The sequence below is a fragment of the Bradyrhizobium oropedii genome (assembly GCF_020889685.1).
GTDB classification, from domain to species: domain Bacteria; phylum Pseudomonadota; class Alphaproteobacteria; order Rhizobiales; family Xanthobacteraceae; genus Bradyrhizobium; species Bradyrhizobium oropedii.
Genome location: NZ_JACMYO010000001.1, coordinates 44,133 through 69,490 on the forward strand (window position 1 = coordinate 44,133; position 25,358 = coordinate 69,490).

A 25,358-nucleotide genomic window follows, 5' to 3' on the forward strand; every position below is an offset into this window, starting at 1 on the left:
TATGAGCACGACACGGCCCACCATCATCTACACGCTGACCGATGAAGCCCCGGCGCTCGCGACGGTCGCGTTCTTGCCCATCGTGCGGGCATTTGCGACTGCGGCCGGGATCAACGTCACTACCAGCGACATTTCGGTAGCGGCCCGGATCCTCGGTGAGTTTCCCGAATTCCTGACCGAAGGGCAGCGTGTGCCCGACAACCTGGCCGAGTTGGGCCGGCTGACGCTGCTACCCGGCACCAACATTATCAAGCTGCCAAACATCAGCGCTTCGGTGGCGCAGTTGATGGCGGCGATCAAGGAGCTCAAGGGTAAGGGCTACAATATCCCGGACTATCCCGAGAACCCCACGTCGGACGAGCAGAAGGCGATCCGAGCGCGTTACGCCAAATGCACCGGCAGCGCAGTGAACCCGGTGCTGCGCGAGGGCAATTCCGATCGCCGCGCGCCGCTGGCGGTGAAGAACTATGCGCGCAAGAACCCGCACACCATGGCCGAATGGAGCCAAGCCTCGCGTTCGCACGTCTCGCACATGCACCATGGCGACTTCTACCACGGCGAAAAATCCATGACGCTGGACAAGGCGCGTGACGTGAAGATGGAGCTGATTACCAAGAGTGGAAAGACGATCGTGCTCAAGCCCAAGGTGGCGCTGCAGGACCGCGAGGTGATCGACTCGATGTTCATGAGCAAGAAGGCGCTCCTGGAATTCTACGAGGAACAGATCGAGGACGCGCACAAGACTGGTGTGATGTTCTCGCTGCACGTCAAGGCCACCATGATGAAGGTGTCTCACCCAATCGTGTTCGGCCACTGCGTGAAGATCTTCTATCGCGATGCCTTCGCCAAGCACGGCCAATTGTTCGACGAGATAGGCGTGAACGTCAACAACGGTATGGTCGACTTGTACAACAAGATCGCGAGCCTCCCAGAGAGCAAGCAGGACGAGATCAAGCGCGACCTGCACGCGTGCCATGAGCATCGGCCCGAGTTGGCGATGGTCGACTCGACCAAGGGCATCACCAATTTCCATTCTCCCAATGACGTCATCGTCGACGCATCCATGCCGGCCATGATCCGCAACGGCGGCAAGATGTGGGGGGCCGACGGCCGCCTGAAGGACGTCAAGGCGGTGATGCCGGAAAGCACCTTTGCCCGCATCTATCAGGAGATGATCAACTTCTGTAAATGGCACGGGGCGTTCGATCCGAAGACCATGGGCACCGTGCCAAACGTCGGTCTGATGGCTCAGCAGGCCGAGGAATACGGTTCGCACGACAAGACGTTTGAGATCGCCGAGGACGGTGTAGCCAACATCACCGATCTTGCCACCGGCGAAGTGCTGCTCAGCCAGAATGTCGAACAGGGGGACATCTGGCGGATGTGCCAGGTCAAGGATGCGGCGATCCGGGACTGGGTCAAGCTCGCCGTCAACCGTGCCCGCAACTCAGGTATGCCGGTGCTGTTCTGGCTCGACCCGTACCGTCCGCACGAGGCGCAGCTCATCACGAAGGTCAAGATGTACCTGCATGAGCACGACACCACTGGCCTCGACATCCAGATCATGAGCCAGGTGCGCGCCATGCGCTATACATTGGAGCGCGTTATTCGCGGCCTCGACACGATCAGTGCCACCGGCAACATCCTGCGCGACTATCTGACTGACCTGTTCCCCATCATGGAGCTGGGCACCTCGGCCAAGATGCTGTCCATCGTTCCGCTCATGGCCGGTGGTGGCATGTACGAAACCGGCGCTGGCGGCTCTGCGCCCAAGCACGTGCAGCAACTGGCTGAGGAGAACCACCTCCGTTGGGATTCGCTGGGTGAATTTTTAGCGCTGGCCGTCTCCCTCGAAGACCTTGGCCTGAAGACCGGCAATCAGAAGGCGAAGCTGTTAGCCAGGACGCTCGATGCCGCGACCGGCAAGCTGCTGGACAACAGGAAGTCGCCATCGCCGCGGACTGGCGAACTGGACAATCGGGGCAGCCAGTTTTACCTGGCGATGTACTGGGCACAGGAGCTTGCTGCTCAGTCGGAGGATCCCGCGCTGCAGGCGCTGTTCGCTCCGCTGGCTGCGGCGCTCGCCCGCAACGAAGAGAAGATTGTCGCTGAACTTGCGGCGGTCCAGGCCAACCCCGCGGACGTCGGCGGCTATTACCTGCCCGATCCAAAGAAATGCGAAGCGGTGATGCGCCCGAGCGCTACGTTCAACGCAACACTTGCGCAAATGGGAAACTCATAGGGGGCTGCGGGGGGGGCAGCTGACCCGTAGAGCAGCTGACTCTTAATCAGCGGGTTCCAGGTTGGAGCCCTGGTTCGCCCACCAAGCTTTCAGAGCTTAGGTTTGCCCTCGTAACGGCCGCACCGGCCAGAAGCCGCGTCGATTCCGACGCCGGCTGCGCGCTTGTTGAATCCTCCCAACCGTCTCCTGATCGTCGATCGCAACTGCATGCGCGTGCGTTTTGCATCGGCCGGCAAGCCGTCCCGCTGACCGGTCGAGGGCCGTGACGCGCAGTCCCGCGGCTGCTTTTGCATGCCCCAGGTCGCGCGCGATCGCTCGTTCGACGCGCGGTCGCATCCTGACGGCATTCACGACGGATCTGCGAACGCCGTGTGACGGAGCGGTCGGCGGAAAGCGGGGGTGCCTTGCAGCCAGGGACGGTTGACAGGGAGGCCCGCCCACTTTAATCACCCGGCCAACTAATTAATCAATTAATTAAGGCAAAACCCTAGGGAAAGAATCCGCCTGATGCCGGCCGGCCAAAGAGAAACGAAGCTGCTTGCCCCGCGTGGTCGCGGCTTCGCTCGGCTGGAAATCCACCCGCGCATCGGCTCCGTGCGGACCGGTCTCGAACAGGCCAAGCGCGGCTTCGTCCAGCAGGCCGCAAGTTTTGCCGCGCGTGCAAAGACCACCGCGAACATCACCGGCGCAACCTGCGCCGATCCCTGCTGCCAGATCCTGCACACAAGTCCGCGCGCGCAGGCCGCGGCGCGTTGCGCGCCTGGCCGTGACGTCGCGGATCGCCGCCTTCCGCGCGAAGCAGAGCTGGTTTCGTTCACCCGTAGCAAACATGAGGAGTGAGGCGTAAACGATGGGACGTCGATCTGAGGTACTGATGGCGCAAGACAGCGCCGGCACGGACAACCGGCGCGTGATCCAGGTGGTGTCGCGCGCATTCGACATCGTGCGTTGCTTCGAAGGTCGAAGCATACGCCTGGGCAATCGCGAAATCGCCGATCGCTGTGGTCTTCCGCGATCCACGGTCTCCCGTCTCACGCTGACGCTCACCCAGATCGGCCAGTTAATCTACCTGCCGCAGGAGCAGAAATATGCTCTGGGTCCGCACGCCGCCGCGCCCGGCGCGCCGTTGTTGGCGGAGAGCCGCGACAAGCCCGCATGCGCCGACGAGCGGGCGCGCGAAACGGCGCAACCGTCCATGCTGATCAACTCGCGCTATTTCGACGACCAGCGCAACCCGGTTGCCGGACCGCTCGCGGTGACACCGCAGCGCTGACGCCTCGGCTTGCTCCGAGGCAGGCAACTGCGGAAAATGGTCGGGACCGTCGGCACGGGCCCATTACAACGAGACATCCAAAGCAAAGGGAAACGCATGTCTGAAGCATACATCATTGACGCGGTTCGCACGCCGCGCGGCGTTGGCAAGCCGGGCAAGGGGGCGCTGTCGCACCTGCACCCGCAGAAACTGGCAGCAACGGTGCTCGGCGCGCTCAAGGAGCGCAACAAGCTCGATACGTCGACCGTCGATGACATCATCTGGTCGACGTCGACCCAGGAAGGCAAGCAGGGCGGCGATCTCGGACGCATGTCGGCGCTCGCGGCCGGCTACGACATCAACGCCAGCGGTACGACGCTGGATCGCTTCTGCGGCGGCGGCATTACCTCGGTGAACCTCGCGGCAGCGTCGGTGATGTCTGGCATGGAAGATTGCGTCATCGCCGGTGGCACCGAGATGATGAGCTACCAACAGGTCCTCGCCGCCGAGCGCTCCAAGGCGGGACAGCCGGCGCGGATGATGGGCTCGGGCAATCCGGCGCTCGACGAGATTCACCCGCAGTCGCACCAGGGCGTGTGCGGCGATGCCATTGCGACGCGCGAGGGGATCAGCCGCGAGGCCTGCGATGCGCTGGCGCTGACGAGCCAGCAGCGCGCCAAGCGGGCGATCGATGAAGGCCGCTTTGCCAAGTCGGTGATTCCCGTGCTCAACGACGACGGCAGCGTTGCCCTCGGTCGTGAGGAATTCCCGCGCCCCGAGACCACCGCCGAAGGGCTGGCGTCGCTGAAGCCGAGCTTCGAGCAGCTTGCCGATTTCGATCTCGGCAACGGCGTCACCTTCAAGAAGCAGATCCAGCGCCGCTATCCGGGCCTTGAGTGGAAGGGCGTGCATCATGCCGGCAACAGCTCGGGCGTGGTGGACGGCGCCGCTGCGGTGCTGATCACCTCGAAGGAATATGCCGAGAAGCACGGCCTCAAGCCGCGCGGCCGCATCGTCGCCTATGCCAACCAGGGTGACGATCCGACCCTGATGCTCAACGCACCGGTTCCCGCGGCCAAGAAGGTTCTCGCCAAGGCCGGCCTGACCAAGGACGACATCGACGTCTGGGAGATCAACGAGGCCTTCGCCGTCGTCGCCGAGAAGTTCATCCGCGACCTCGATCTGAACCGCGAGAAGGTCAACATCAATGGCGGCTCGATCGCGCTCGGCCACCCGATCGGCGCGACCGGATCGATCCTGATCGGCACCGCGCTCGACGAGCTCGAACGCAGCGGCGGTCGTTATGGTCTCGTCACCATGTGCGCCGCCGGCGGCATGGCGCCGGCCATCATCATCGAACGCATCTGATCGCGAAAGGACACTGCAATGAAACTCGATTCATCGGTCGCCGCCGTCGTCACCGGCGCGCTTCCGGCCTCGGCGCAGCCACCTCGCGGGCGCTCGCCGCGCAAGGCGTGAAGGTCGCGATCTTCGACTTCAACGAAGAGAAGGGCGAAGCCATCGCCAAGGAAATCGGCGGTGTGTTCTGCAAGGTCGACGTTACCTCCGACGAGTTGGTCGATGCGGGCTTCGCCAAGGCCCGCGCGGCCCACGGCCAGGAGCGCATCCTGGTGAACTGCGCCGGCACCGGCAACGCGGTGAAGACCGCCGGCCGCGACAAGAAGACCGGCGAACCCACGCACTTCCCGATCGACGCCTTCAACCGTATCATCCAGATCAACCTCGTCGGCACCTTCCGTTGCATCGCCAAGTCGGCGCAGGGCATGCTGTCGCTGTCTCCGCTCGAGCACGGCGAGCGCGGTGCGGTCGTGAATACCGCTTCCGTCGCGGCCGAGGACGGTCAGATGGGGCAGGCGGCTTATTCGGCTTCGAAGGCCGGCGTCGTCGGCATGACTTTGCCGATCGCGCGCGACCTGATGGCCGAGGGCATTCGCGTCAACACCATCCTGCCGGGCATCTTCAACACGCCGCTGCTGCAGGGGGCACCTGAGAACGTCAAGGCCGCGCTCAGCGCGTCGGTGCCGTTCCCGAAGCGCCTCGGCATGCCGGAGGAGTATGCGCAGCTGGCGCTGACCATGATCACCAACGGCTACTTCAACGGCGAAGACGTCCGCCTCGACGGGGCCATTCGCATGGCCCCGCGCTAGAGCATGATCCGGAAAAGTGTGAAGCGGTTTTCCGAAAAGATCATGCTCAAACAATAGGTACGGCAACAGGAGACGAAAGCGATGTCCGAAGAAACGCCGGTCCTCACTGAAGTCCGCGGACCGATACTGATCATCACCCTGAACCGGCCGGAAGCCAAGAATGCGGCCAACCTCGCGCTCTCCAAGGGCGTGGCCGCGGCTATCGACCGGCTCGACGCCGACGATGCGTTGAGCGTCGGCATCATCACCGGCGCCGGCGGTACATTCTGCTCGGGCATGGACCTCAAGGGGTTCCTGAAGGGCGAGCGGCCGTCGATCCCGGGCCGCGGCTTCGCCGGCCTCACCGAGGCGCCGCCAAAGAAGCCGCTCATCGCGGCTGTCGACGGCTACGCGCTCGCCGGCGGGATGGAGATCGCGCTGTCGTGCGACATGATCGTCGCGAATCGCAACGCCAAGTTCGGGATCCCCGAGGTGAAGCGCGGGCTCGCGGCTGCGGCCGGCGGCCTGATCCGCATGCCGCGCCAGATGCCGATCCGTGTGGCGATGGAATTCGCATTGACCGGCGAATTCTTCGGCGCCGAGCGCGCTCACCAACTCGGCATCATCAACCGCGTGACCGATGGCCCGGCTCTCGAGGCTGCGCTTGAGCTTGCAGCCGCGATCGGCGCCAACGGCCCGCTCGCCGTGAAGGCGTCCAAGCAGGTGGTCGTCGAATCCCGGCTCTGGCCGGAAGACCAGATGTGGAAGAAGCAGCAGGAGATCGTCGGTCCTGTCTTCGTCTCCGAGGATGCCCGCGAGGGCGCTGCGGCCTTTGCCGAAAAGCGCGCGCCGAACTGGAAGGGCAAGTAAGGCTCGACTGTTTCGATGACGGAGCGCCGGTTTTGATTGAAGCAGAACCGGCGCTCGAATTTTTTGTACCGGTGCCTCGCCGTAGGCCGGCCGGTGCCCTTGACAGCGCTATTGGGTGATTGATGCGCAGCTTTACCGAAGACCAGGTCATCTTTCGCGACTCCTACCGCAAGTTCCTTGCGAGCGAGATCACGCCTCACATGGAGGAGTGGCGGGAGGCCGGCATCGTCGACCGCAGCGCGTTCAAGAAGGCCGGCGACCTCGGCTTCCTGATGATCTGGCCCGAAGAGAAGTATGGCGGCATGGGCGATGAGGACTTCCGCTACGAGCAGATCATCATCGAGGAGACCGCGCGCTCCGGCTGCAAGGGCTGGTTCAACACGCTGCACAGCCGCCTGGTCGGATCCTATTTCAAGCGCTTCGGCACCGAGGAGCAGCGCGACCGCTTCCTGCCGAAATGCGTCAGCGGCGAGACCATCCTGGCGATTGCGATGACCGAGCCCGGTGCGGGCTCAGACCTCGCGGGCATGCGAACGACCGCGGAATACAAGGGCGACCATTTCCTGCTCAACGGTTCGAAGACTTATATTTCCAACGGCATCAATTCCGACGTCGTGATCGTGGCGGCCAAGCTCGCCGGTGCCGAGAAGAAGCACGCCATGGTGCTTCTGATCGTCGAGCGCGGCATGGAAGGTTTCGAGCGCGGCCGCAATCTGAAGAAGATGGGCATGCCGGCGCAGGACACTGCCGAGCTGTTCTTCCAGAATGTGAAGGTGCCCAAGGCCAACGTGCTGGGAGAGCCGGGCAGGGGCTTCTACTACCTCATGGAAGGCCTTGCCGAGGAGCGGCTGATCTCGGCGGTCGGATCGATCGCCAACGGCCGCAAGGCGTTCGACATCACGCGCGCTTACGTGATGGAGCGCAAGCTGTTCGGCAGGCCGCTCGCCGAACAGCAGAACACCCAGTTTCGCATGGCGGAGATGGATGCCGAGATCGATCTCGTGCAGGTCTATGTCGATCACTGCGTGGCCGAGCACAATGCGGGGCGCCTGACCAGCAATATGGGCGCCAAGGCCAAGATGATGTCGTCGGAAGTCGAGTGGAAGATGCTCGACCTCGGCGTTCAGCTGCACGGCGGCGCGGGATACATGGATGAATATCCGATCAGCCGCATGTTCACCGATGCGCGCGTCAATCGGATCCTGGCCGGAAGCTCCGAGGTAATGCGGCTGATCATCGGCCGCGACGTCTTCTCGGAGGACTACAAGAGCATTTTGGACTAGAAGGCCATCGCTCCGCGTGTCAACCGCGTGCCTGCCGCAGCGGCTCGCGCACATGCTCCTTCGAACGCATCAATGCATCGACGAAGATCGGCTCCCAGGACCGGATGTGGCTGCGCAGCAGAGTCGGCAGCGCGTCGGTCTCGCCGGCGAGCGCGAGTTCGATCAGCCGGTAGTGCTCGGGCACCGAGGCCTGCTGCCGCTCGTGACCGGCGCGTGAGCTGATGCCGTAGAGCCGCATCTTGTCGCGCAGGCCCATCACCATCTCGGTCAAGAGCTCGTTGCCGGCGGCGGCGATGAACTCGCGATGATAGGCGCGGTCGGCTTCCAGATAGAGCTGGACGTCGTCGGTCTCGACGGCCCGCGCGATCTCATCGGCCCAGCGGCGTGCGGTTGGTAGATCTTTTGGCGGATTGGCTGCGACCAGCACGGCGGCGTGCAGCTCCAGCACCTCGCGCATGTCGAACAAGTTGCGCAGCTCGGCCAACGTCGGCTCCACCACTTTGAAGCCGCGGTTTCGCATCGGTTCGACCAAGCCGCCGCGGCTGAGCTCGAGCAGTGCTTCGCGCACCGGCGTCGAGGAGACGCCGAGGCTCGTTGCGAGACTCGGCACCGAATACATTGTGCCCGGAAGGCTCTGCCCGGAAATGATCTCGGCTCGTACCCGCTGCAGCACCTGTTCGCGCAAATTCTGGTCCATGGGTGGTCGTAGCCGCCTCTCGTTGGGAACTCCGATTCGTCCCTGATTATTACTTAGCCTTGACGGGAGTGCTAGCGTATGACGTAAATGTGTAACGCATTACAAAAATGCGTCACAAGGGCTGACTTGACCATGAGACGGCGGTGAAACAGCGGCTACCCGGCTATTGTACGCTTTGCCGTTCGCGCTGCGGTGCCGTCACCGTGGTGGAGGACGGGCGTCTCGTCGGCGTGGAGGTATTAAATAACCACCCAACTGGTGGCGTGCTCTGCGCCAAGGGCCGCGCCGCCCCCGAAATCGTCGGCAGCCCGCGCCGGCTGATCGTCCCGCTGAAGCGGACCCGGCCGCGCGATGCCGCCGATCCGGGTTGGGTTGAGGTGTCCTGGGACGAGGCGCTGACCGAGATCGCCAACCGGCTCGGCAGGATCCGAACCGAGAGCGGCGCCGAGGCGGTGGCATTCGGCGTCACCACGCCAAGCGGCACGCCGATGGTCGACAGCTTCGAGTGGGTCGAGCGCTTCATCCGAGGCTTCGGCAGCCCGAACCTGATCTATGCGGTCGAGATCTGCGGCTGGCACAAGGACTATGCGCACGCGCTGACCTTCGGTCGCGGCATCGGCTTTCCCGATTACGACAATGCCGATGCGATCATCCTGTGGGGCCACAATCCCGCGCGCACCTGGCTTGCCCAGGCGACGCGGATCGCCGATGCGCGGCGCCGCGGCGCCAAGGTCGTCGTCGTCGATCCCAAGCCGAACGGCTCGGGCCAGCAGGCCGATCTCTGGCTGCGCATTCGTCCCGGCGCCGATGGCGCGCTTGCGATGGGCGCGATCCGTCACCTCATTGCGACCGGCAGCTTCGATGCGGATTTCGTCAGCGCATGGACCAACGGGTCGCTGCTGGTCGATCGCGCCACCGGGCGCTTCCTGCGCGCCGATGCGTTGTGGCCGGATGGCGCGCCCGATGCGTTCGTTCGTCTCGATGCATCGGGCTCGCCTGTGGCCTGCGACACGCGCTATGCGCCGGAGCGCGGTGGCCAGCTACGCGGCGCGCTGTCGATCCTTGCACGCGACGGCCGCATGGTATCGGCAGCAACCGCGTTCGAATTGCTGGCCGAGCGCGCTGCGCCTTACACGCCGGCGCGTGTGGCGGAGCTAACCTGGCTGCCCATCGAGGACATTGACGCGTTCAACGCGCTGCTCGCGGCCCGGCCGCGGCTTGCCTATCATTCCTGGACCGGCGTCGGCCAGCACACCAACGCAACCGCTATCGAGCGTACGATCGCGACACTCTACGCGCTGACCGGCGCCTGCGATCGGCCCGGCGGCAACCGTTGGCCGGTGCCGCCGCCGACGCGTGCCCTCAACGACTACAACATCCTGCCGCCGGAGCAGCAGGCCAAGGCGCTGGGCATTGCCGAACTGCCGCTCGGTCCGCCGGCGAAGGGCTGGATCACGGCGCGCGATTTCAGCCGGGCTGTGCTCGAGGGCGAGCCTTACCGCGTGCGTGCGCTGGTCGCCTTCGGCACCAACTTCGTCGTCTCGCAGGGCCATTCCGAGCGCAACAAGGCCGCGCTGAATGCGCTGGAATTCCAGGTTCATATCGACATGTTCATGAATCCGACCGCGGAGAGCGCCGATTTCGTTCTGCCGGCCAGCACGCCGTGGGAGCGCGATGCGCTCAAGATCGGGTTCGAGATCACGCAGGAGGCCGTCGAGACCGTGCAGTTTCGCCCGCGTATGGTCGATCCGATCGGTGAAGTGAAGGCAGACTACGAGATCGCCGCTGCGCTCGCGCTCAAGCTCGGCATGGGCGACTTGTTCTTCGGCGGCGACATCAGGGCCGGCTGGAATTATCAACTCGCGCCGCTCGGCATCGCTGTCGACGATCTGCGCGCGCATCCCGAAGGCCGCCGTTTTCCGCAGGCGTTCCGTGACGAAAAATACGCCATCACGCGCGAGGACGGCACGGCAGCGGGCTTTGCGACGCCGACGCGCCGGGTCGAGATTTATTCGGAGCTGATGCTGGGGCATGGGCATGACCCGTTGCCCGATCATGTCGAACCGGTCGGCAGCCCGCTCACGACAACGGCGGACGAACGCTTTCCGCTGGTGCTCTCCACCGCCAAAAGCGGATGGTACGTTCACTCCTCGCATCGGCACATTGCCTCATTGCGGCGCAAGTCGCCGGACCCGGCAGTCGAGATCAGCCCGCAACTCGCCGCGCGGCGCGGGCTTGTTGAAGGCGACTGGGCCGTGGTGGAGACGCAAGGCGGTGTCGTGCGTCTGAAGGTGCGGCTCAACGCGGCGCTCGACGATCGTGTCGTCGTCGCCGAATTCGGCTGGTGGGAGGATTGCCCGCCGCTTGGTCGCGATCGTTCCGCGGCGTCAGGAGTCCGCACCCGCAACATCAACGCGGTGTTGCACGACGATGCGCGCGATCCGGTCAGCGGCTCCGTCCCGCTGCGCGCGATCGTCTGCGAGATCAGGCGCGATGCCGTGGCAAGCCGCGGCGTCTGGAGCGGCCAGCGCCGTTTCACGGTTGCCGCGCGCCGCGCCGAGGCCGATAACGTCATCGCCTTCAGCCTGCGGCCGCTTGACGGCGGCCCGCTGCCCGACTTCCTGCCGGGCCAGCATGTGATGATCGCGCTGCCCGGCACAGCGGAAGCGCGGGCCTATTCTCTGACCGGATCGTGCGATCTGCCCGACGCGCTGTCGATTGCGGTGAAGGGGCGGTTCTTCAATGAGGTGCGGAGCGGCGACGCGGCGTTCTTCATGCCGGACCGTCTTCATGGTCTTGCGGCCGGAGACGAGGTTCTGCTGGAGCCGCCGGGCGGCATCTTCACGCCGCCATTGAAGGGACCGCGGCCGCTGGTCTTCCTCGCGGCCGGCATCGGCATCACGCCGTTCATCAGTCATCTCGAAACGCTTCAACATCTAGCACCGGAAGAACGTGCGCCGGAGATCCTGCTGCTCCATGGCTGCCGCAGCAGCCGCGAGCATCCATTTGCGCAGCGGCTTGCGGAACTGGAAGCCAGCACGCCGGGGCTGAAACGCATGACGTTCTACTCCACGCCGCTCGCGCAGGGCGCGGCCGCCTCGTTTTCGCTGCGCAAGGGGCGACTCGATCTCGAACAGGTCAAGCCGCTCGTGGCGCGCCGGCCGCTCGTCTACATCTGCGGCTCACCGGATTTCGTTGCGGAGCAGATCGAGGCCGTGACGGCGCTCGGCGTGCCGCGCTTCGACATCTTTGCTGAAAGCTTCGTGTCGCCGCCATCGGTGCCGGACAATCTCGCGCCGCGAACCATCCGGCTTACGAGCAGCAAGCAGAGCTTTTCCTGGGGACCGGAGCAGGGGACGCTGCTCGACGCGGCGGCTGCGGCGGGTATCGCGCTGCCGAGCGGTTGCCGCGTCGGGCAATGCGAGAGCTGCGCAGTCGAGGTGGTCGCTGGGGAGTTCACCCATCTCGGGCCTGTCGATGGCAGCGAGGGGCAATGCCTCACCTGCCAGGCCGTGCCGCTCACCGATCTCACCCTCGCGCTTTGAATGACCAATCAAGATTGAAGACGAACCGCATCACCGGAAGGGGATCAGATTGATGACGAATGCAACGCATGACCAAACAGTGAGCCTGCGAAAACCTGTCGCGGACAATATCATCGCGCGCTTTTCGCAGGCGCTGGTGGCGTTTGCGGAACGCCGGTTTCCGGATGCGTACGTCTTCGTCCTGATCGCGGTAATTGCGGTTGCCGCGGGTGGGATCCTGCACGGCGGTTCGCCGCTCGCCGTCAGCCGCGCGTTCGGCGATGGCTTCTGGAATCTGATTCCCTTCACGATGCAGATGGCGCTGGTCGCGGTCGGCGGATACGTCGTGGCGATGTCACCGCCGGTGGCGGCCGTACTGGCGCGGCTCGCAAGCGTGCCGAGGACCGGGCGTGGTGCCGTGGTCTTCGTCGGCGTGCTCAGCATCGTTCTCTCGCTGCTGAACTGGGGCCTCAGCCTGATCTTCTCCGGCCTCCTGGTGCGGAAGATCGCGCGGCGCACCGACATCCGGCTCGACTATCGGGCAGCCGGCGCGGCCGGCTATCTCGGGCTCGGCTGCGGCTTCACCCTCGGCATCACGTCGTCAGCCGCGCAGCTCCAGGCCAATGCCGGGAGCATTCCGGCATCGCTTCTGCCGATCACCGGCGTGATCGGTTTCTCGGAAACCATCCTGACCTGGCAGAACATGGTCACGGTCGCGATGGTGACCGTCGTCTCAGCCGCGATCTGCTATTTCACCACGCCTGCGCCTGAGCAGGCCAAGACCGCGGAAGACCTCGGCGTTACGCTCGACGATGACCGCATCGAGGTCAGGAAACCAGCCCGTCCGGGCGACTGGCTGGAGTTCAGCCCGGTGCTGACGATCCTGATCGCAGTCCTCGCCGCCGGCTGGCTATGGCAGACGTTCCAGTCGGGTAATCCGCTGATCACGCTGTCGGGGCTCAACACCTACAACTTCGTCTTCCTGATTCTCGGCATCGTGCTGCACTGGCGGCCGCGCAGCCTGGTCGAGTCGTTCTCGAAGGCGATGCCGAGTGTCTCCGGCGTGCTGTTGCAGTTTCCGTTCTATGCCGGCGTCGCGCAGATCCTGACCAAGGTGCCGAACAGCAGCGGCACCACACTGTCGGACACGATCGCGCACTGGTTCGTCGGCGCTTCCAGCAATTCGACCGTGTTCTCGTTCCTGGTCGGAATCTATTCGGCGCTGCTTGGTTTCTTCGTGCCGTCGGCCGGCGGCAAGTGGATCATCGAGGCGCCCTACATCATGAAGGCGGCCAACGATATCGGCGCGCATCTCGGCTGGACGGTGATGGTCTACAACATCGCCGAGACGCTGCCGAACTTCATCAACCCGTTCTGGATGCTGCCGCTGCTCGGCATTCTCGGCCTGAAGTCGAAGGACCTGATCGGCTACACGTCGGTGCAGTTCTTCATCCACTTCCCGATCGTGATGCTGCTGGCGGCGATCCTGATGGCGACCTTCACCTATCACCCGCCGATCCTGCCCTGAGCGATCATGGCCGGGCAGCAGCACGCACTGCCCGGCCAATATCCGCAAATTCGGCGGTTCGCACCCGCCGTCCCCAAAACTGTGCTGCTTTTTCCGCCCGTCGCGAACAAGGCATCGCGCCGGGCCATCATCTTTGGTCAGTCATTTCATTGACCGCGACGCGGTTCGGCCGGATATTGATACGCGATATCCGCGTTGTTCAAGGTCACCGCAATGAGACATCCCCACCGCAGCCTGATGTGTGACATGCGAATCCGCATGCAGCATCGCTGCGTCTCGGCGGCGGCCGGCGTCTGTTGTTGATCGCTTAGAAAATCAAAGCACCCGACAATCAGACAGGAGCGCCGTCGTTCGGCGATCGAGCACGCATGTCCCAAGCACAAGTCTCCAAAGCCCAAACGTCTCAAGCTTACGTCATCGAAGTATCGGATCGCACCGCGGGCATCGTTGTCAGCGATGCCAGCGGCTTCTGCTTCTTCTCCTCGGACCGCGCCTTTGACGGCCTCGACGGCGGCTATTTCGGCTCCGCACGCGCCGCGGAGCGCGCGGTGAGGGCGCACTTGCAGCGCCGCCAGACGCGCGGTCAGCCATCATCGAATTCACGCAACATCTGAACGGCAACCTTTGAAAGGACTGTCATGACGACCAGACGTACCATTCTTGCAGCCGCACTGGCGCTGTCGGCATTTGCCGTCGCTCCGGCGAGGGCCGAGGACAAGCCGGCCGAGATCCGCATCGGCACGCAGAAGGGCGGCCTGTTTCCGGCCGTCCGCCAACGTCATACCGTCGAGGACGCGTTCAAGCCGCTCGGCATCGAGGTGAAGTGGATCGACTTCCAGTTCGGCCCGCCGCTACTTGAGGCGATCAATGTCGGCAGCGTCGATTTTGGTTTCGTCGGCGATACGCCGCCGATCTTCGCACAGGCCGGCGCGGCCAAGATCGAGTATGTGGCGGCGGTGACGTCTGATGGCAGCAAGCGGTCGTTCTGCTTCTCAGTCATCATCGCGACAGGCGAATATCTCTTCAGCGGTGCCCGCACCGACACCGCCCCGGCGGATCTGTCGACGTATGGGACCGGCACCGGTTCGCTGACGACGACAGACACCAGCTACTACAAGGGTGACAGCGAGATCGCATCTGTGCGCGTGTCCGACAGCCAGTCGATCTCCTACGGCGTCACGGCTGACAATCCGGCCTTCGAGCAGGTGATGCGGCTTTTGAAATACGTCGGCAACAGCACGACGTTGACGTCGAGCGATATTTCGCAGGCGCTCGACGTCGCCAGCACTGCGCTGGATGCAACGTCCACGGTGCAGGCGAAGCTCTCGACTGCGGCGTCGCAGATCGAGACCGCCAGCACCAACCAGAGCGACTACCAGAATTTCGCGAAGACCCTGTCGACCAACCTCACCAGCGTCGACGTCGCCGCGGTGCCGGCGCAGCTTTCGACCTATCAGGCGCAGCTGACGGCGTCCTATTCGGCGATCGCCAAGATCCAATGCATGAACCTGGCCAATTACCTGAAATAGCCGGGCCGCGGCGAGCGGCTCAGCGGTTCAGGATCTTCAGCCAGACATCACCGAGGACGATCGGCTCGCGCGGGGCGAGCCAGGTGAGGCCAGCCGCCTTGCCGAGCTCGGCGATGGTGCCCTTGGCTTGCAGATCGGACAGCACCTTGTTGACAGCCTCCAGCAGCGCCTTGTCGGTTTCGAGCGCAACGTAACCGCGATTGGCGCCGATCGGATAATAATAGCCCGAAGCGGTGATCCTGGTATCCGGATGGCTGGCGCGGTAGGCGTCGAAGCGGCGGAGGTCGAGCAGCGTTGCGTCGAATTCGCCGTGCTCGAGCTCTCCCAGCAGGTCGCTGCGGCCGGGCACGAGGTGGGTGATGTCTTCGATCAGCTTGCCCTTGTCGAAGGTCATCAGAATGGCATCGCCCAACGTGCCGCTTTCGATCGTTAGGCGAAGGCCGGAGAGATCGCCGATATCGGTGATCTTTTTGTCTTTGGCTTTGGGACCGAGCACGACGGTCATCGGCGAATAGATGTAGGGCTGGCTTGGCACCAGGACGCCGATCGGGATCCGCCGGCGGCGATCGTCGCGGGTGGCGCCGTCGAAGTCCGGCAGCTTTGCCGTCGGGACGCCGGGTACCTTCAGCGAGTCTATGGTGAACGCGTAGCCGCCGACCAGCGAGCAGCGCCCGTCCGACAGCAACGCATTGGCTTCGAGCGCCGGGCTCGAATCTTCGTCGAGCTTGCTCTCGAACCACTGGATCTTGAGCGGCCGCCCGAGCCGTTCGGCGATGGTCTGCGCGAGCGCTACGTCGAAGCCGGCGTCCGGCTTGCCGCGATGATGGGCCGACAGCGGCGGAAGATCCTCGTCGAGGCATACCTTGAGCGGCTCGTCGGCGGCATGCGCTGCCGTCGACATGGCGAGAAGCAAGGCTGTCGCCGCGGCCGCCAGCCGGGCCCTCATGGGGTCCTCCGGCTCGACACGAACGCCCAGACGTCGGCGATCTCCTGCTCGCTCAGGATGTCGGTCCAGGGCGGCATCTTGCCGTTCTTGCCTTGCTTCACGGTGGTCACGAAGCGCGTCTTGTCGTCGGGAAATGCGCGCAAGTCCGGCGTGATGGTGCCGGAGTTGACCATGTTGGGCCCATGGCAATGCGAGCAGTTCTTGGCGTAGGTGACCTTGCCCTGGTCGGTCTGACCCGGAAGGTCGAGTGCACTGGATTGCTGTGCGGCAGCCGGGATCAGCATGATCAAGGCCGCCGCGACGGCGGCGAAGATCGCCGCCGTCAACAGGGTTACTCTTTCAGTCACGTGTGCTCCGCGCTCAATTCTTGACCGCGAAAACCCACAGCGAGCCGCCGGGTGGCACCTTGGCAAGCCGCTCGTCGCCGGAGAACAGCGAATAGACGCCGCCGTACCCCGAGGTGACGGCGACATACTGCACGCCGTCCTGCTGCCAGGTGACGGGTTGTCCCTCGATGCCCGAGCCGGTCTGGAACTGCCAGAGCTTCTTGCCGGTGTCGGCGTCGAACGCCTCGAATTCGCCGGTCAGCTGACCGGAGAACACCACGCCGCCGGCGGTCGAGAGCACGCCGGAGAAGCGCGGAATGTCGCTCGGCGCTTCCCACTTCGCCTTGCCGGTCATCGGATCGATTGCCTTGAGATGGCCGCGCGGTCCGGTGCCCCATTCCCAGGGATCGGTGAGGTCCATGCCGAGATACCATTCGCCCTGCTTGAACGTCACCGGTTCGGACTTGTACTTGCCGCCGAAGGCGAGCGTGTTGGCGTAGGCGAGGCCGGTCTGCGGATTGAACGACATCGGCTCCCAGTTCTTGCCGCCGAGGATCGACGGGTAGACCGTGACCTTCTTGCCGTCACGTGCATCCTTGACGACATCGGTCTCGATCGGGCGGCCGGTCTTCAGGTCTACTCCGGTAGCCCAGTTGACGTTCACATAGGGATTGGCCGCGAGCAGCTTCCCGTTGGTGCGATCGAGCACGTAGAAGAAGCCGTTGCGGTTGGCGTCCATCAGCACCTTGGTCGGCTTGCCCTCGACATTCATGTCGGCGAGCACCATCTCGGCCACCGAGTCATAGTCGAACGGATTGTTCGGCGAGAACTGGTAGTGCCACTTGATCTTGCCGGTCTTCGGATCGAGCGCGAGCACCGAGCAGGTGTAGAGGTTGTCGCCGGGACGCACCGCCGAGTTGAACGGTCCGGGATTGCCGATGCCCCAATAGACCGTGTTCAGTTCGGCATCATAGGAGCCGGTGATCCAGGTCGATCCGCCGCCCAGTTTCCAAGTATCGCCCTTCCAGGTGTCGCCACCGGGCTCGTCCGGAGTCGGGATCGAATAGGTCCGCCAGAGCTTCTTGCCGGTGGCGGGATCCCAGCCGTCGATGAAGCCGCGGGTGCCGAATTCGGCGCCCGAGATGCCGGTGATCACGACGCCGTCGGCGACCAGCGGCGCCACCGTCATCGAGTAGCCTTCCTTGATGTCAGCAGCCTTCTGGCGCCACAGCTCCTTGCCGGTCTTGGCATCGAGTGCGATCACATTGGCGTCGAGCGTGGTGCGGAACAGCTTGCCGTCATAGATCGCCGCGCCACGGTTGATGATGCCGCAGCAGACGATACGCGGCGTCTCGGCGGGATATTCGACCTTGGTCTTCCAGATCTGCTTGCCGGTCTTGGCGTCGACCGCAATCGTGGCGTTGTGCGTAGTGACGTAAAGGACGCCCTGGTAGACGAGCGGCTGAGATTCCTCGCTGCGGTCGTCGTTGAGGCTGTAATTCCAGACCGGCACCAGATTCTTGATGGTGTCCTTGTTGATCTGGTTCAGCGTCGAGAAACGCTGAAGATTGTAACCCATTCCGTAATTGAGAACGTTCGATGTGTCGGTCGCACCCTTGACCAACTGATCGGTGGTCTGGGCGCTTGCACCGTATGATGCAAGAATCACGAGGCTTGCGGCCAGCGCAATGCGTCTCATCCTATCCTCCCAATGAACCTTTTCTGCACGCCTATTCCTGACGTTGCAGACGGAACCATCGGCCTGAAACCAAAACGGGTCAATACGAAAACGTGAACGAACCCCAGCCAACCGCACAAGCCCTGTTGGGCGGGTCAGGTTTTCGCTGATGCGTCCGTAGCTTACCGTCTCGTGGAATACGCAACGCCAGCGCCGCTCGCCGTTATCTCGCAGCGCGAACGGTTCGATCAGCTCGAGGGCGCATGCGGACAGGCACTCGGACGTGGCTTGGTGCCCCGCTTGTCCGGCGGCACATTGCAATTGTCGATGCGCTGCTCGTCGCTCCATTTGCGTCCGAGCCGCTCCTTCCCGGTGAGCGTGCGCTGCTGAATCGCCCCCGCCGAGGCGCCGAGGGGGCTGTTCTGTGCGGACACGGGCGCGATCAGGCCGAGCGCAACGAGGCAGCCCAACGTGGTCCTGCAAACATCGTTCATGGGTCACCTCGTGCGTTCCGGTGCAATGCAATCGGCAGAACGCCACAGATGATCCGTGGGGTCGTCCGTTACCACCCGAAACCCGACAGGCTATCGCCGCTCAGACCAGCTGCAGGAAGGGTCGCCTGACTGCTATGATGGGCATCGATCGCAGGGCGCGCTCCGCAACCCCGGCGGAGCGGCACTCAAGGGAGACCAATGATGATTTCGCGCCGTTCACTTGCTCTGACTTTGGCCATGGCCGTCCTGTCAGGTCCCGTCTTGGCGGCATCCAGCGGTCGCAACGCGCTCAAGCCGCTCGATCCCGACAATGACGGTACCGTCGATCTTGCCGAAGCCAAGAAGGCCGCCGCCGATATGTTCGCGAAGCTCGATCCTGATCACGACGGCACGCTCGACCTGCGCGAATTGCGCGGACGGCTCACCGCGAAAGAACTCGCCGCCGCGGATCCCGATCATGACGGCACCCTGACGCTCGACGAGTACCTTGCGGTGGTCGAGCAGCGCTTCAGGGCCGCCGATCCCGACAATGACGGAACGCTGGATGCGAAAGAGTTGAAGTCGCGCGCCGGCCGGGCACTGCTGCGCCTGCTCAAGTAGGCGCGTGGCGGCGAATTTTGCCGGGCGATTCCGGAGACAGACGCCGGATTCCGCGCATAACAAAAAAAGTTGCGATTTCGCTCTTGGGCAAGACTCGACCGGCGCAATCGGGTCTGCTTATCCGCGCGTCGCTGCCCGGCGGCCGGAAAATGCCTGACAGAACAGTGTCGGAATTTCCCAGCCGTTTCAAAGCCGGGCAGACGTCAGCGAGCCGTCGTCCGTTTCGGCATGTCCAGCAGCGAAGTCGGGTCCTTACCGGCCCTGCTTGCGCCCTGGAAAAGCCAGTCCTAGCTTGCCGCGCGGCGCGAGGCTTGCGCCAACTTATACTTGGGAGAAGGAAATGGCCTGGAAAACACCGAAGATCGTCGAAGTGCCGGTGGGCATGGAAATCAACATGTACGCCTGCGCAGCGCGCAAGTAATCCAAGATAAGTAACGTGAGACAGCCTGCCCGGTTCGTGCAGCTTGCTGCATCGAGCCGGGCAGGTGTCTTCCGCGGCCGCGATGCTGCCGCTCGCATAGCTTCCCTCGCATCCTCTCCAAAAAGACCTTGAGAGTGACACCGCCTGCGCGATTGGCGGGCTGCATCGGTTTGTCTTGCCGTGACGGTCAAGGCGGTGGCCCGGCGACCACGAATGTCTAAATCAAGCGAGCGCGTTCGGGGGTCGTGGTGTCCGCGGCGATCGCTGCCGCCCAGTGCCCACGCCGAGGTCGGTGCGGGTGAATTCCGGAGTCGGACCACCGGGCGCTCCGCCAGGCATGGCGGCCGCTACACACGCTCTTTCAGGAAATGGAGCTGGAGCTCGTAACGACCACGAATTTTCGTTCCTTCAGGTTCCCGTCCTTTCACGGGGCTGTGAAACACTGATTTGGCTGATTACGTATTTCGTCGTGGTATCTATTTCATGAGCACGCTTAGGGATCGCGCATGAACCCGATTGATCTGATCGTCACTGTATGTGCCGTGCTGTCACCCGCCACCTGCGAGGAGCAGCATCTAGTGTTCAACTGGAATGGTTCGCTGCAGCAATGCGCCATGGCCGCGCCGCCTTACATCGCGCAATGGGTCGGCGAACATCCGAAATGGACCGCGGTCCGTTGGCGTTGCGAATATCCGCACAGCAATGACCACGCCGGCACCGACGGCAAACCGTCCGCGGGCTAGCGCTCTATTTGTTGCAGTCCTTCAGATCCTTGTCGGAGACCGAGAACACGGCGTCGGCCTTGATCTCGATGTCGCGGGCGACACACTGCTTGCCTCCGCTGTAGCCGACCTTGGCGTCGTAGTGGCCGGGCTCGACGCCGGTGATGCGCAGGCGCTCGTCGTGGTCGACTTCCTTGTCCTTGTCGTTGAGCGTCTGGTTGGGACCCCATTCATTCTTGCCGGCGGGCGACAGCTCGAAGCTCGAGATCGTCGCGCTGGTCAGATTCCACAGCCGAATGCCCTTGCCCTTGCCTTGGGCGAGCACCGTTGCCGGCAGCACGAGCAACGCAACGCCAACGACAATCAACCCACGCGACATTCAGCCTCTCCCTACCGCTTTCGTCCAAGGATGACGGCGTCTCACATATTTGCAAGGTCCAACTGTGCGAGCTGCCGCTTGATTTCGCCGATCTCGGGCTCGCTGCGCACCGCACGTGGCGCCGCGATGGTTTCGACGTGAAGGATTCGGGCCGGGCACGCCGACAGGAAGAACAGGCGGTCGCCGAGGCGGACCGCGTCGTCGAGATCGTGGGTGACCAGGAGCGTCATCATCTTCCGGCTGGCCACCAGGGTGGCGACCTGATCGCGCAGCCGTCCGGCGAGCGCATTGTCGAGCGAGGCCAGCGGCTCGTCGAGGATCAGGAAATCCGGCTCGATGGCAAAGGCCCGGGCAAGCGCGACGCGGCGGGCGAGGCCGAGCGACAACTCACCGGGAAAATGGTTGCGGTGCGCGCTCAGTTCGAGCACCTCGAACAGCGCGGACAGCGTGCGCTCGTCGACATCAGGTGCGGCCAGCCGGACGTTCTCCTCGACGGTGCGCCAGGGCAACAGCCGCGGCTCCTGGAACACCATGCCAAGGCGCATGCCGGGCGAGCGTGTGACACGACCTTCGTAGTTGCTATCGAGTCCGGCGAGTATCCGCAGCAGGGTGCTCTTGCCGCAGCCGGACGGGCCGAACAGCACGCCAACCTCGCCGGCGTTCAAGCTGAAGGTGACGTTGTCGAGCACGTCGTGCCGCTTCCCGGCCGCGCTCTCGAAACTCTTGCCTGTGATATTGACCTCAAGCTGCACGGAGCCGCCACCGCGTTAGCCTGGTTTCAAACGGCTGCACCAGCAAGGTCTCGATGACGAGCACGACGCCTGCAAAGCTCAACGAGTAGGCGAGCAGCAGGGGGATGTCGAACAGCTGGAAAGCGACGCCGATCTCGAACCCGACGCCGTTCGGGCGGCCCAGATATTCGGCGACCAGTACGATCTTCCAGACCAGCGAGAGCCCGGAGCGCGCAGCGGCTGCAATGTAGGGCGCGAGCTGCGGCAAGATCACATGCCTGAACGCGCGGCCGCGTGGAATGGCGAATGCCGTCGCCATCTCGTCGAGCGCCGGGTCGAGCGCGCGAGCGCCCTCGCGCAGCGTGACCACGGCGGTCGGCAGCTTGTTGATGGCGATCGCCGTGATGGCCGCAACCTCGGTCAGTCCGGCCCAAATGTAGGCAAGCACGATGACGACCAGCGCCGGCAGGTTGAGCAGCAGGATCAGCCAGGGATCGCCGAGGCGATTGGCGAGCGACACGCGACCCATCAGGTAGCCGATCGCCGAGCCGAGGGCCATCGCAAGGGTGAAGGCCAGCGCGACGCGGGCCAGCGTTGCGCCGAGATTGACGAACAGCGCGCCTGACCGGGCTTCGGTGGCGAGCACCGCAAGCACCGCCGGCGGCGCCGGCAGCTTCGCATCGCCGATCATGAGCGAGGCTATCCACCAGGTCGCGATGAACAGCGCGAAGGACAGGAGACGCAGCACCGCTAGTCTCCCGGGATCGCTTGATAGAAGGTGCCGGGATCGAGCTCGGTCGCCGTCCCGACCAGATCGCGGCCGCCGAGTTGCACCAGCACCCGGTAGAGCACGCGGGCATCCGCTTCTTCGTCAGCGATCGGACGGCGAGGGATGCCTTCGCGGTAGCGATCGCGATAGGCATGCAGCGTTGCGGCATCCTGCGCGCCGGTGAGCGGCGCGATCGCGTCCCATTCGGCATCTGAGGTCGCAAGGATATCCTTTGCGGCACGCGTCACGGCGATGAAACGGGCCACCAGATCCTTGTTGGAATTGGCCCAGCCTTCGTCGAACACGTAGCCGATCATCGCGATGCGGCCCTTGCTGCCGAGCTTTTTCAGGACGTCTTCCATGCCGGCGAGACGGCGGAAGCCCTTGGCTTCAAGCGCGGCGCAGAAATTCCAGTAGTTGAGCATCGCGTCCATCTCGCCGTCGAGCGTCTTGGCGGCCAGCAGCGGCGGCGCGCCGTAGACGATGGTCGACTGCGACTTCAGGTCGACGCCGTCCTGCTTCAATGCGGCCTGCAGCAACAGCCAGTTCTTGTCGATCGCGCCGCCGGCAATCGCAAGCTTGCGTCCCTTGAGGTCCGCGAGCGTCTTGACCGCGGAGGAGTCCGACACCATCACGGCGCCCAGCGCGCTCGAATAGGGATAGAATTGCAGCTTGGCGCCGAGCGAACGTTCGCGCGACACCCAGGGCCAGTCGGACACCATCACGTCGGCCGTGCCGGAGCGCAGCGCGATCTTGCCGGCCTCGGGGCTGGCGAGCTCGACGACGTCGATCGACAGATTGGCCTTCTTGTCGAGACCGTGGGAGCGAATGACGGCCAGTTCCCAGGCCAGCGTTCCGGTCTTCTGCGCTGCAACGCGGATGGTCTCCGCGGAGCACGAGGTGCCGAACTGCATGACCGCCAGAACTGCCGCAGCCAACACCGTGCGTACAGAGATGATCATCGTTTGTTGAGCCACTTCCCCGAATGTTTCTTTTCTGATCAACATCCATAGCATAGCTTGCGGAAAGAGAAGAGGAAGCAGGACCATGGCAGGAGCTGGCATGCTACGACCGATTGTCGCCATCCTGGCGCTCGCCGGGACGGCCGTCACCGTGCGGGCCCAGGAGATCAATGACTATCCGACCTCGGCGCGGGCGGAATATGTGTTCGGCTGCATGAAGGCCAATGGCGAATCCAGGCAGTCGATCGAGCAATGTTCGTGCTCGATCGACGTGGTCGCCTCGATCATCCCCTATGATCGCTACGTCACCGCCGAGACCGTGCTGAGCATGGCGCAGGTGCGCGGCAATCTGGGCGGCCAGTTCCGCTCGTCCGAGCAGGCAGCGAACGCGCTCAACGACCTCAGGCGCGCCCAGGCCGAAGCCGAAGTCAGGTGCTTTTAGCGTTTGATCGTGAGAACGCGTCAGGGCCGCTAATTCTAGGTCCCGGGATTCTCGACCTTCCATTCGTGCTCGAAGATGTGCCCGTCGGTGTCCTTGGCTTCGGCACGGAAGTGCTCGGCGCCATTCGAGACGTAGGTGAAGCGGATATTGGGGTCCTCGGAAATCGAGATTCCACCCTCCATCGCGAGCACCGGACTGTCGTCCTGCCAGATGTGCAGCTCGTTGACGAAGAAGGCCGGGATATACAGCTGCGTGACCTGGTCCATCTGCAGGCCTGAATTGTTCGGATGCCCGATCATGATCTGGGCTTCCCGCGTGCTCGTCGCCGGCCCCTGTTCGGACGTTGCGAATTGCCGGTAGCGCATCTGGCCGAGCCGGTTCTTTGCTTCCTCGACGTTCTTGCCGGCCGGCGCCGAGCAGCCGCCTGATGCCTTGACGTAGACCTTGCTCACATAGAGCCTGCCGTCGCTGAGCTCCGCGACGGCGTGGACGTTGGTGTAATTGTTGACGCGGACGCGGGTCGATATCTCGGTGACGTTGGCGTTCGGCCCCAGCGTGAACTTCGCTGCCATCGGCGCGGGATTCTCATCGATGACGAGCGTGATCGCGACGACGCGGCGGCTGTCGGTGGGCTGTAGCTTGCTGCGCAGCGTCACCGGAACGATCGCGGCGTCTTCCGCGCGCGTCGGCATCTCGATGCCGATGACGTCGTTGCCGTCATTCATCGGACGGTTGCTGAAGATGTCCTGGACGAGGCCCGGCCAGGGATCATAGGTCTCGGCCGCGGGCGCAGCCGTGTGCCCACCGCGATCGTGAGGAGGCTGGCAACGCAAAGCAGGCGGGCGCGATGTCCGGTCATTTCGCGAAATCCTATGCGAGCGGCGTCATTATAGGACCAACAGCTACTCCCATTCAATTTCCGAGAATGCTGCAGTTGCGTTGCGGGCGTTGTAATCGTCGAACAATTGCCAGCGCGGTCGCTCGCCGTCCGCGGCATGATCCGCCGCGGCCGTGATCGGCTTGCCGCTTGCGATCAGCGCACGAATGTCTGCGGCCAGCGTCTCAAGATAACGCCGTTCGTCGGCAAGCGCTGCGGGCCACGCGCTCATGGGTCCGTGACCGGGAACCACGCGTGCGGCGGGGATCGCCGCGATGTCGTCCAGCGCGCGCAACCAACCCTTGAGGCTGCCGTCGACCACAGGAATATGCTCGAGAAACACCATATCGCCTGCAAACAGGGTCTTGGTGCGCTCATCGAAGACCGTGAGGTCGTTGTCGCTATGGGCGGGTGGCCATGCCTTCAGGGTGAGGGTCCGTCCGCCGAGGTCGAGCTTCAGCGTGTCGTCGACCAGCACGGTCGGGGGAATGATCCGGACTTCGTCGATCAGCGCATCGCCCATGGTCCGGCGAAACCCGTCGAGATAGAATTGCCCACGCGCAGCCAGCGCGCGGGGCATGGCCTTGTGGCCGACGAAGCCGGTCCTGTCGCCGACGAACGCCGCGTTGCCGAAGCTGTGGTCCGGATGGGCGTGGGTGTTGATCACGTAGCGGATCGGCTTGTTGCTGTGGCTGCGGATCGCGGCGAGCAATTGCCGTCCTTCGCGGACGCTGCCGCCGGTGTCGATGACGGCAATGGCGCTGTCGCCGACCACGAATCCCACATTGGCGATGGCACCTTCGTTCTCGCTGGTCATCAATGCGGTGACCCCGATGTGAACGAAGATTCCGGGAGCGACTTCGCTCACAGGCAATTCCGCCTCTTGCGCCCGCGCTATGGTCGGCGCCCAAAGCATCAGGAGCAGCGCAAGCACCGAAC

General features: G+C 63.9%; 23 protein-coding genes and 3 pseudogenes. 15 read left to right on the forward strand and 11 right to left on the reverse strand.

The genetic code is table 11. From position 1 onward, the window contains the following. The first annotated feature begins 1 nt into the window (after nt 1). From H8A95_RS00240 to H8A95_RS00270, 7 genes and pseudogenes are all read left to right on the forward strand, one after another. Nucleotides 2-2,242 carry an NADP-dependent isocitrate dehydrogenase gene (locus H8A95_RS00240; RefSeq protein ID WP_229181252.1) on the forward strand — a complete coding sequence of 747 codons (2,241 nt, stop codon included), beginning with the start codon at nt 2-4 and terminating at the stop codon, nt 2,240-2,242. A gap of 507 nt (nt 2,243-2,749) precedes the next feature. Continuing rightward, nucleotides 2,750-3,082 (forward strand): hypothetical protein, encoded by a 333-nt coding sequence (locus tag H8A95_RS00245; protein ID WP_229181253.1) that lies wholly within the window; start codon nt 2,750-2,752, stop codon nt 3,080-3,082. Between the two features lie 10 nt (nt 3,083-3,092). Then, nucleotides 3,093-3,356: pseudogene (locus tag H8A95_RS00250) on the forward strand (helix-turn-helix domain-containing protein); the annotation flags it as partial. A gap of 255 nt (nt 3,357-3,611) precedes the next feature. After that, nucleotides 3,612-4,862, forward strand: coding sequence for an acetyl-CoA C-acetyltransferase (locus tag H8A95_RS00255; RefSeq protein ID WP_229181254.1), 1,251 nt, complete (start codon nt 3,612-3,614; stop codon nt 4,860-4,862). 18 nt (nt 4,863-4,880) lie between these two features. Then, nucleotides 4,881-5,662: pseudogene (locus H8A95_RS00260) on the forward strand (SDR family NAD(P)-dependent oxidoreductase). Between the two features lie 81 nt (nt 5,663-5,743). Further along, the gene (locus H8A95_RS00265; RefSeq protein ID WP_229181255.1) at nt 5,744-6,511 is read left to right on the forward strand and encodes a crotonase/enoyl-CoA hydratase family protein; all 768 of its coding nucleotides are present in this window, start codon (nt 5,744-5,746) and stop codon (nt 6,509-6,511) included. Between the two features lie 122 nt (nt 6,512-6,633). Continuing rightward, the gene (locus H8A95_RS00270; RefSeq protein WP_229181256.1) at nt 6,634-7,794 is read left to right on the forward strand and encodes an acyl-CoA dehydrogenase family protein; all 1,161 of its coding nucleotides are present in this window, start codon (nt 6,634-6,636) and stop codon (nt 7,792-7,794) included. A 19-nt stretch (nt 7,795-7,813) separates the two neighbouring features. On the opposite strand, the gene H8A95_RS00275 is transcribed toward H8A95_RS00270, so the two are convergent. Further along, the gene (locus tag H8A95_RS00275; protein WP_229181257.1) at nt 7,814-8,491 is read right to left on the reverse strand and encodes a GntR family transcriptional regulator; all 678 of its coding nucleotides are present in this window, start codon (nt 8,489-8,491) and stop codon (nt 7,814-7,816) included. A 143-nt stretch (nt 8,492-8,634) separates the two neighbouring features. On the opposite strand from H8A95_RS00275, the gene H8A95_RS43560 reads away from it, so the two are divergent. The 4 genes from H8A95_RS43560 (at nt 8,635) to H8A95_RS00295 (ending at nt 15,072) form a co-directional block, all read left to right on the forward strand. Further along, entirely contained in the window at nt 8,635-12,036 is a 3,402-nt protein-coding gene (locus tag H8A95_RS43560; RefSeq protein ID WP_229181258.1) for a molybdopterin-dependent oxidoreductase, read from the forward strand. A gap of 52 nt (nt 12,037-12,088) precedes the next feature. Next, the gene (locus H8A95_RS00285; RefSeq protein WP_229181259.1) at nt 12,089-13,543 is read left to right on the forward strand and encodes a short-chain fatty acid transporter; all 1,455 of its coding nucleotides are present in this window, start codon (nt 12,089-12,091) and stop codon (nt 13,541-13,543) included. A gap of 368 nt (nt 13,544-13,911) precedes the next feature. Continuing rightward, nucleotides 13,912-14,157, forward strand: coding sequence for a hypothetical protein (locus H8A95_RS00290; protein WP_229181260.1), 246 nt, complete (start codon nt 13,912-13,914; stop codon nt 14,155-14,157). Between the two features lie 24 nt (nt 14,158-14,181). Beyond that, on the forward strand, nt 14,182-15,072 hold the full coding sequence (locus H8A95_RS00295) for a flagellin (RefSeq protein WP_229181261.1): 891 nt from the start codon (nt 14,182-14,184) through the stop codon (nt 15,070-15,072). Nucleotides 15,073-15,091: 19 nt separating this feature from the next. On the opposite strand, the gene H8A95_RS00300 is transcribed toward H8A95_RS00295, so the two are convergent. The 4 genes from H8A95_RS00300 to H8A95_RS00315 form a co-directional block, all read right to left on the reverse strand. Next, on the reverse strand, nt 15,092-16,018 hold the full coding sequence (locus tag H8A95_RS00300) for a substrate-binding periplasmic protein (RefSeq protein ID WP_229181262.1): 927 nt from the start codon (nt 16,016-16,018) through the stop codon (nt 15,092-15,094). After that, nucleotides 16,015-16,302, reverse strand: a complete 288-nt coding sequence (locus tag H8A95_RS00305) for a c-type cytochrome (protein WP_229181397.1) — start codon at nt 16,300-16,302, stop codon at nt 16,015-16,017. The genes H8A95_RS00300 and H8A95_RS00305 overlap by 4 nt, the downstream gene beginning before the upstream one ends. A gap of 76 nt (nt 16,303-16,378) precedes the next feature. Beyond that, entirely contained in the window at nt 16,379-18,043 is a 1,665-nt protein-coding gene (locus H8A95_RS00310; RefSeq protein ID WP_229181263.1) for a methanol/ethanol family PQQ-dependent dehydrogenase, read from the reverse strand. Nucleotides 18,044-18,270: 227 nt separating this feature from the next. Continuing rightward, a complete protein-coding gene (locus tag H8A95_RS00315) occupies nt 18,271-18,516 on the reverse strand; it encodes a hypothetical protein (protein WP_229181264.1) in 246 nt (81 codons plus the stop codon). A 201-nt stretch (nt 18,517-18,717) separates the two neighbouring features. On the opposite strand from H8A95_RS00315, the gene H8A95_RS00320 reads away from it, so the two are divergent. From H8A95_RS00320 to H8A95_RS00330, 3 genes are all read left to right on the forward strand, one after another. Continuing rightward, nucleotides 18,718-19,116: an EF-hand domain-containing protein gene (locus tag H8A95_RS00320; protein WP_229181265.1), complete on the forward strand. Its 399-nt coding sequence runs from the start codon at nt 18,718-18,720 to the stop codon at nt 19,114-19,116. A 340-nt stretch (nt 19,117-19,456) separates the two neighbouring features. Continuing rightward, the gene (gene pqqA, locus H8A95_RS00325; protein WP_009031067.1) at nt 19,457-19,537 is read left to right on the forward strand and encodes a pyrroloquinoline quinone precursor peptide PqqA; all 81 of its coding nucleotides are present in this window, start codon (nt 19,457-19,459) and stop codon (nt 19,535-19,537) included. 506 nt (nt 19,538-20,043) lie between these two features. After that, a complete protein-coding gene (locus H8A95_RS00330; RefSeq protein ID WP_229181266.1) occupies nt 20,044-20,280 on the forward strand; it encodes a hypothetical protein in 237 nt (78 codons plus the stop codon). Nucleotides 20,281-20,284: 4 nt separating this feature from the next. On the opposite strand, the gene H8A95_RS00335 is transcribed toward H8A95_RS00330, so the two are convergent. Genes H8A95_RS00335 through H8A95_RS00350 form a run of 4 tightly spaced genes read right to left on the reverse strand, consistent with a single transcriptional unit; the run spans nt 20,285 to nt 23,100 of the window. Next, on the reverse strand, nt 20,285-20,638 hold the full coding sequence (locus H8A95_RS00335) for a hypothetical protein (protein ID WP_229181267.1): 354 nt from the start codon (nt 20,636-20,638) through the stop codon (nt 20,285-20,287). Nucleotides 20,639-20,679: 41 nt separating this feature from the next. Next, entirely contained in the window at nt 20,680-21,390 is a 711-nt protein-coding gene (locus H8A95_RS00340; RefSeq protein ID WP_229181268.1) for an ABC transporter ATP-binding protein, read from the reverse strand. Then, nucleotides 21,380-22,117: an ABC transporter permease gene (locus tag H8A95_RS00345; protein ID WP_229181269.1), complete on the reverse strand. Its 738-nt coding sequence runs from the start codon at nt 22,115-22,117 to the stop codon at nt 21,380-21,382. The genes H8A95_RS00340 and H8A95_RS00345 overlap by 11 nt, the downstream gene beginning before the upstream one ends. Before the next feature lie 2 nt (nt 22,118-22,119). After that, complete coding sequence (locus H8A95_RS00350) at nt 22,120-23,100, reverse strand: ABC transporter substrate-binding protein (protein WP_229181270.1); 981 nt, start codon at nt 23,098-23,100, stop codon at nt 22,120-22,122. A 100-nt stretch (nt 23,101-23,200) separates the two neighbouring features. Between H8A95_RS00350 and H8A95_RS00355 the strand changes: the two genes are divergently transcribed. Beyond that, the gene (locus H8A95_RS00355; RefSeq protein WP_420839302.1) at nt 23,201-23,542 is read left to right on the forward strand and encodes a hypothetical protein; all 342 of its coding nucleotides are present in this window, start codon (nt 23,201-23,203) and stop codon (nt 23,540-23,542) included. Nucleotides 23,543-23,577: 35 nt separating this feature from the next. Here H8A95_RS00355 and H8A95_RS00360 read toward each other — a convergent pair. Both H8A95_RS00360 and H8A95_RS00365 read right to left on the reverse strand, forming a co-directional pair. After that, nucleotides 23,578-24,401, reverse strand: a pseudogene (locus H8A95_RS00360) (quinoprotein dehydrogenase-associated SoxYZ-like carrier). A gap of 43 nt (nt 24,402-24,444) precedes the next feature. Continuing rightward, a complete protein-coding gene (locus H8A95_RS00365; RefSeq protein ID WP_420839308.1) occupies nt 24,445-25,335 on the reverse strand; it encodes a quinoprotein relay system zinc metallohydrolase 2 in 891 nt (296 codons plus the stop codon). Nucleotides 25,336-25,358: the final 23 nt, after the last annotated feature.

Coding starts and splice junctions, on each gene's coding strand:
- H8A95_RS00305 (WP_229181397.1), bottom strand. CDS start 16,302: ATGCTGATCCCGGCTGCCGCACAGCAATCCAGTGCACTCGACCTTCCG.
- H8A95_RS00285 (WP_229181259.1), top strand. CDS start 12,089: ATGACGAATGCAACGCATGACCAAACAGTGAGCCTGCGAAAACCTGTC.
- H8A95_RS00355 (WP_420839302.1), top strand. CDS start 23,201: ATGCTACGACCGATTGTCGCCATCCTGGCGCTCGCCGGGACGGCCGTC.
- H8A95_RS00245 (WP_229181253.1), top strand. CDS start 2,750: ATGCCGGCCGGCCAAAGAGAAACGAAGCTGCTTGCCCCGCGTGGTCGC.
- H8A95_RS00365 (WP_420839308.1), bottom strand. CDS start 25,335: ATGCTTTGGGCGCCGACCATAGCGCGGGCGCAAGAGGCGGAATTGCCT.
- H8A95_RS00350 (WP_229181270.1), bottom strand. CDS start 23,100: ATGATCATCTCTGTACGCACGGTGTTGGCTGCGGCAGTTCTGGCGGTC.
- pqqA (WP_009031067.1), top strand. CDS start 19,457: ATGGCCTGGAAAACACCGAAGATCGTCGAAGTGCCGGTGGGCATGGAA.
- H8A95_RS00295 (WP_229181261.1), top strand. CDS start 14,182: ATGACGACCAGACGTACCATTCTTGCAGCCGCACTGGCGCTGTCGGCA.
- H8A95_RS00240 (WP_229181252.1), top strand. CDS start 2: ATGAGCACGACACGGCCCACCATCATCTACACGCTGACCGATGAAGCC.
- H8A95_RS00335 (WP_229181267.1), bottom strand. CDS start 20,638: ATGTCGCGTGGGTTGATTGTCGTTGGCGTTGCGTTGCTCGTGCTGCCG.
- H8A95_RS00315 (WP_229181264.1), bottom strand. CDS start 18,516: ATGAACGATGTTTGCAGGACCACGTTGGGCTGCCTCGTTGCGCTCGGC.
- H8A95_RS00310 (WP_229181263.1), bottom strand. CDS start 18,043: ATGAGACGCATTGCGCTGGCCGCAAGCCTCGTGATTCTTGCATCATAC.
- H8A95_RS00320 (WP_229181265.1), top strand. CDS start 18,718: ATGATTTCGCGCCGTTCACTTGCTCTGACTTTGGCCATGGCCGTCCTG.
- H8A95_RS00290 (WP_229181260.1), top strand. CDS start 13,912: ATGTCCCAAGCACAAGTCTCCAAAGCCCAAACGTCTCAAGCTTACGTC.
- H8A95_RS00265 (WP_229181255.1), top strand. CDS start 5,744: ATGTCCGAAGAAACGCCGGTCCTCACTGAAGTCCGCGGACCGATACTG.
- H8A95_RS00270 (WP_229181256.1), top strand. CDS start 6,634: ATGCGCAGCTTTACCGAAGACCAGGTCATCTTTCGCGACTCCTACCGC.
- H8A95_RS00300 (WP_229181262.1), bottom strand. CDS start 16,018: ATGAGGGCCCGGCTGGCGGCCGCGGCGACAGCCTTGCTTCTCGCCATG.
- H8A95_RS00330 (WP_229181266.1), top strand. CDS start 20,044: ATGAACCCGATTGATCTGATCGTCACTGTATGTGCCGTGCTGTCACCC.
- H8A95_RS00255 (WP_229181254.1), top strand. CDS start 3,612: ATGTCTGAAGCATACATCATTGACGCGGTTCGCACGCCGCGCGGCGTT.
- H8A95_RS00275 (WP_229181257.1), bottom strand. CDS start 8,491: ATGGACCAGAATTTGCGCGAACAGGTGCTGCAGCGGGTACGAGCCGAG.